This window comes from Brevundimonas sp. (assembly GCF_036659295.1).
GTDB lineage: Bacteria > Pseudomonadota > Alphaproteobacteria > Caulobacterales > Caulobacteraceae > Brevundimonas.
In genome coordinates, this window is sequence record NZ_JAVXCU010000140.1 from 1 (window position 1) to 3,758 (window position 3,758).

Annotated in this window: 3 protein-coding genes; 1 reads left to right on the forward strand and 2 read right to left on the reverse strand. The window is 61.0% G+C overall.

Annotated elements, in window-relative coordinates:
* Positions 1 to 39: 39 nt before the first annotated feature.
* Positions 40 to 537 carry a CinA family protein gene (locus RSB01_RS13785; RefSeq protein WP_332590669.1) on the reverse strand — a complete coding sequence of 166 codons (498 nt, stop codon included), beginning with the start codon at positions 535 to 537 and terminating at the stop codon, positions 40 to 42.
* Positions 538 to 637: 100 nt separating this feature from the next.
* Here RSB01_RS13785 and RSB01_RS13790 point away from each other — a divergent pair, with 100 nt between their 5' ends.
* Entirely contained in the window at positions 638 to 2,914 is a 2,277-nt protein-coding gene (locus RSB01_RS13790) for a fused MFS/spermidine synthase (RefSeq protein WP_332590670.1), read from the forward strand.
* A 51-nt stretch (positions 2,915 to 2,965) separates the two neighbouring features.
* Here the strand turns inward: RSB01_RS13790 and RSB01_RS13795 are convergent.
* On the reverse strand, positions 2,966 to 3,758 hold a 793-nt coding region (locus RSB01_RS13795; protein WP_332625706.1), incomplete at its 5' end, for a TRCF domain-containing protein.

Consider the following 3,758-nt stretch of genomic DNA (forward strand, 5'->3'; position numbering starts at 1 on the left):
CGGGACAACGGTGACCGCGTGCATCGACCTCAAGCACGCTCATCGGGCGTCCAGTGCTTGAGCCAACAGCTCCAGCGCTTGTTTCAAAGCGGTCTCGCGCACCTTTTCGCGACCCAGATCACCGAACCGGCGCTCGACATGCAGAACCTGCCCGTCCGGACAGGCAGCGGCAAAATGCACCAGCCCCACCGGCTTTTCGACCGATCCGCCGCCCGGTCCCGCAATGCCCGTGATAGCCACCGAGGCCGAGGCAACCGAATGCGTCACCGCCCCCGATGCCATGGCGCGCGCAGTCTCTTCGGATACGGCCCCATGATCGGCCAGTATCTGTTCCGCAACGCCCAGCATCTGCATCTTGGCGGCGTTGGAATAGGTGACAAATCCACGATCCACCACGCTGGATGATCCCGCAATCTCGGTCAGGGCTGCGGCCACCAAGCCGCCAGTACAGCTTTCTGCCGTCGCCACCATCACACCTGCGGTTTGCGCCTTGGCCAGCACCACCTTGGCCAGCCCGACAATCTCTTGGGAGAACATTGCTATCAACTCTTTGACCAAAACGGCAGAAACCGGAATAGGCTTTACCGCTAGATAATCCACGCACACGATTCGCCACACCGCAAAGCACGAGGCCTATATGACCGACGGCACGCTGACGCCTACCCAGCAGCAACCTTCAGGGTCGCTTTTAACATCCGCTCTGTTCGCCGTCGCCATATTCACATCGGCCTCGCTGGTGTTTGTCGTCCAGCCGATGGTGACCAAGCTGATCCTTCCCTTGATGGGGGGATCGCCCGCCGTCTGGAACACCGCCATGGTGTTCTTCCAGAGCGCACTTCTGGCCGGTTATCTCTACGCCCACCTGCTGCAAAAAATCAGCTCGCTGAAAGTGCAGGCCATTGTCCATCTGGTCGCGCTGGCCTTGGCGGCGCTGTTCCTGCCCCTGCAAATCAGCGGCCTGATGGGCGAGCCCAACTCCAACACGCCGATCATCTGGCTGTTGACGACATTGGCCATTTCCATCGGCGCGCCTTTTGCCATCCTGTCGGCGACAGCGCCCCTGCTTCAGGCCTGGTTTGCCCGTCTTCAGGCCGGAACAAAGGCCGGACAGAACCCCTATGTTCTTTATGCCGCGTCCAACCTCGGCAGTTTTCTGGCCCTGCTGTCCTATCCGGTCCTGATCGAGCCTATGGCCGCCCTATCTTCGCAGCGTACGATCTGGAGCCTTGGCTATGGCTTCTTCATTGCGCTGGTTGTCGGCCTTGCCCTGCTGATCTGGTCGCGCCGCAACATGGCAGCGGCCCAAGCCCCCGCTCTGAAACGCAGCGCCCCTATCCCCATCAAGCGCAAGCTGCTGCTGGTCCTGCTGGCCGCTATTCCCTCCAGCCTGATGCTGGGGGTCACAGCCCACCTTTCTACAGATGTGGCGTCTGCGCCCTTCCTGTGGGTCGTGCCGCTGGCGCTTTACCTGCTGACCTTCGTCATCGCCTTCCAGAACCGGCCATGGATCCCCCTGCCCGTCACCCTGATGCTTCAGGCCGTGTCACTGGTGCTGGTCGTGACCATGATGGGGCAGTCATCCTCCTCGATCCTCTTCCTGTTTGGCGCGCACCTGCTGGTCTTTTTCCTGACCACGCTGATGTGCCACCAGCAAATGGCAGCGCGTAAGCCTGCGCCGGATCGCCTGACCGAGTTTTATCTGCTGATGTCGCTGGGCGGCGTTCTGGGCGGTGCCTTTACGGCCCTTGTGGCCCCGATGCTGTTCAAGACAGTGATCGAATATCCGGTCGTACTGGTTCTGGCCTGTCTGGTCCGCAGCCCCAATACAAACCCGACCACCCGCAACCAGCACATACTGGCTGTGGCGGGCGTCATCATTGCCGCCTCGGTGCCGATCCTGTTCGAGGTCATGCGCTATAACGAGCCGTTTAAAGCCTTTGTTCAGGACCATATCACCCTGTCCCGTCTGGCCCAGTTCCTGATCCTGGCGGCTGGCATCTGCGCCTTCCTGATCCGTGACAAGGTGCTGATGTTCGCCGTCATCATCGGCCTTTGCACCTATGCCGGCCAACACGTCACGCGCAGCTACAACTACATCTTCACCGATCGCAGTTTCTTTGGCGTTACCCGTATCGGCCGCACTGTCGATCTGGATATGGGCGGCGATATGCATGTGATGGTTCACGGCACCACCCTGCACGGGGCACAGGCCCGCCACCCGCAGGTCAAATGCCAGCCGACCATGTATTACGCCAACTCCACCCCACTGGGGCAGGCCGCGCTGATGGTCCAAAAACGTGATCCAGCCGCCCGTATGGGCATTGTCGGCCTCGGTAGCGGGGCCATGGCCAGCTATAAACGCGCCGATGACACCATGACCTTCTTCGAGATCGACCCGATGGTCGATCGCATGGCGCGCAATCCGGAACTGTTCACCTTTGTCTCGGACTGCGCCAAGGGGCCGGTCGATACGGTGCTGGGCGATGCCCGTCTGACACTGCAGAAACAGCCCAAAGGCACCTATGACTATCTGCTGATCGATGCCTTCTCGTCGGATGCGGTTCCGGCCCACCTTCTGACGCGCGAGGCGATTGCCATGTATGTCAGCCTGCTGTCCGACGACGGCGTGGTGGTGCTGCACCTGTCCAACCGCCATCTGGATATTGTCCGCCCCGCCATGGCCGCCGCCGAGGCACTGGACGCCCCCTTCCTGCATCAGGTCCACGTCAAGAACAGCCAGAGCCCCGAATATGCCGAGGCTTCGACCGAGGCCATCGTGATCGCCCGCAACGCCTCGGCTCTGGATGATTTCAAGGCCGATGAGCGCTGGTCGAAATGGGATGCGGGCGGCGTGAAACCGTGGACCGATGACTATGTCGATCTGTTCGGAGCCTTGAAGCGCCACGTGGAATAAATCGGCGAGACATAAAAAAGGCGGGCCACACAGCCCGCCTTTTCATTTGCCTCAGCCCGCGCTGGCCACCCGCGCCAGATCCGTGGTGATGCGCTCGGCCACCTTCAGACGCTCTTCCGGTGTCGGCCATTCGCCCTTCACGACGATCTTCTGATCGGGCCTGATCTTCCACGTCAGGTGGTTTTTCTGGATCAGGCCAACCAGCCCCATCGGGTTCGGGAAGACATTATTTCGCAGGGTCAGAACCGCGCCCTTGGGACCAATATCGATCTTGGAGATCAGCGCCTGACGGCAGTTGGCCTTGATGCCGACGATGCGCAGCAGTTGCTGGGCTTCCTGCGGCAACGGCCCAAACCGGTCGATCAGTTCCGCCGCCAAAGCCTCGCGATCTTCCATCTTTTCGGCGTCCGACAGACGGCGATAAAGGCTAAGGCGAAGGTTTAGGTCTGGGACATAATCTTCTGGAATCAATACAGAAGCACCGACATTGATCGAAGGCGACCAGCCACGGTCAGCGACCTGTTCGCCCGCTTCACGCAGTTCGGCCACAGCGTCTTCCAGCATCTGCTGGTACAGCTCGACGCCCACCTCGCGGATATGGCCGGTCTGCTCGTCACCCAGCAGATTGCCACCGCCGCGCTGGTCCAGATCGTGGCTGGCCAACTGGAAACCCGCCCCCAGATTATCCAGAGACTGAAGGACCTGCAGACGACGCTCTGCCGACAGGCTGAGCGGTTTCACCGGATCCGTGGTCAGATAGGCAAAGGCCCGCGCCTTGGAGCGGCCGATCCGGCCCCTGATCTGGTGCAACTGCGCCAGTCCGAACATGTCGGCACGGTGAACG

Coding starts and splice junctions, on each gene's coding strand:
- RSB01_RS13785 (WP_332590669.1), bottom strand. CDS start 537: ATGTTCTCCCAAGAGATTGTCGGGCTGGCCAAGGTGGTGCTGGCCAAG.
- RSB01_RS13790 (WP_332590670.1), top strand. CDS start 638: ATGACCGACGGCACGCTGACGCCTACCCAGCAGCAACCTTCAGGGTCG.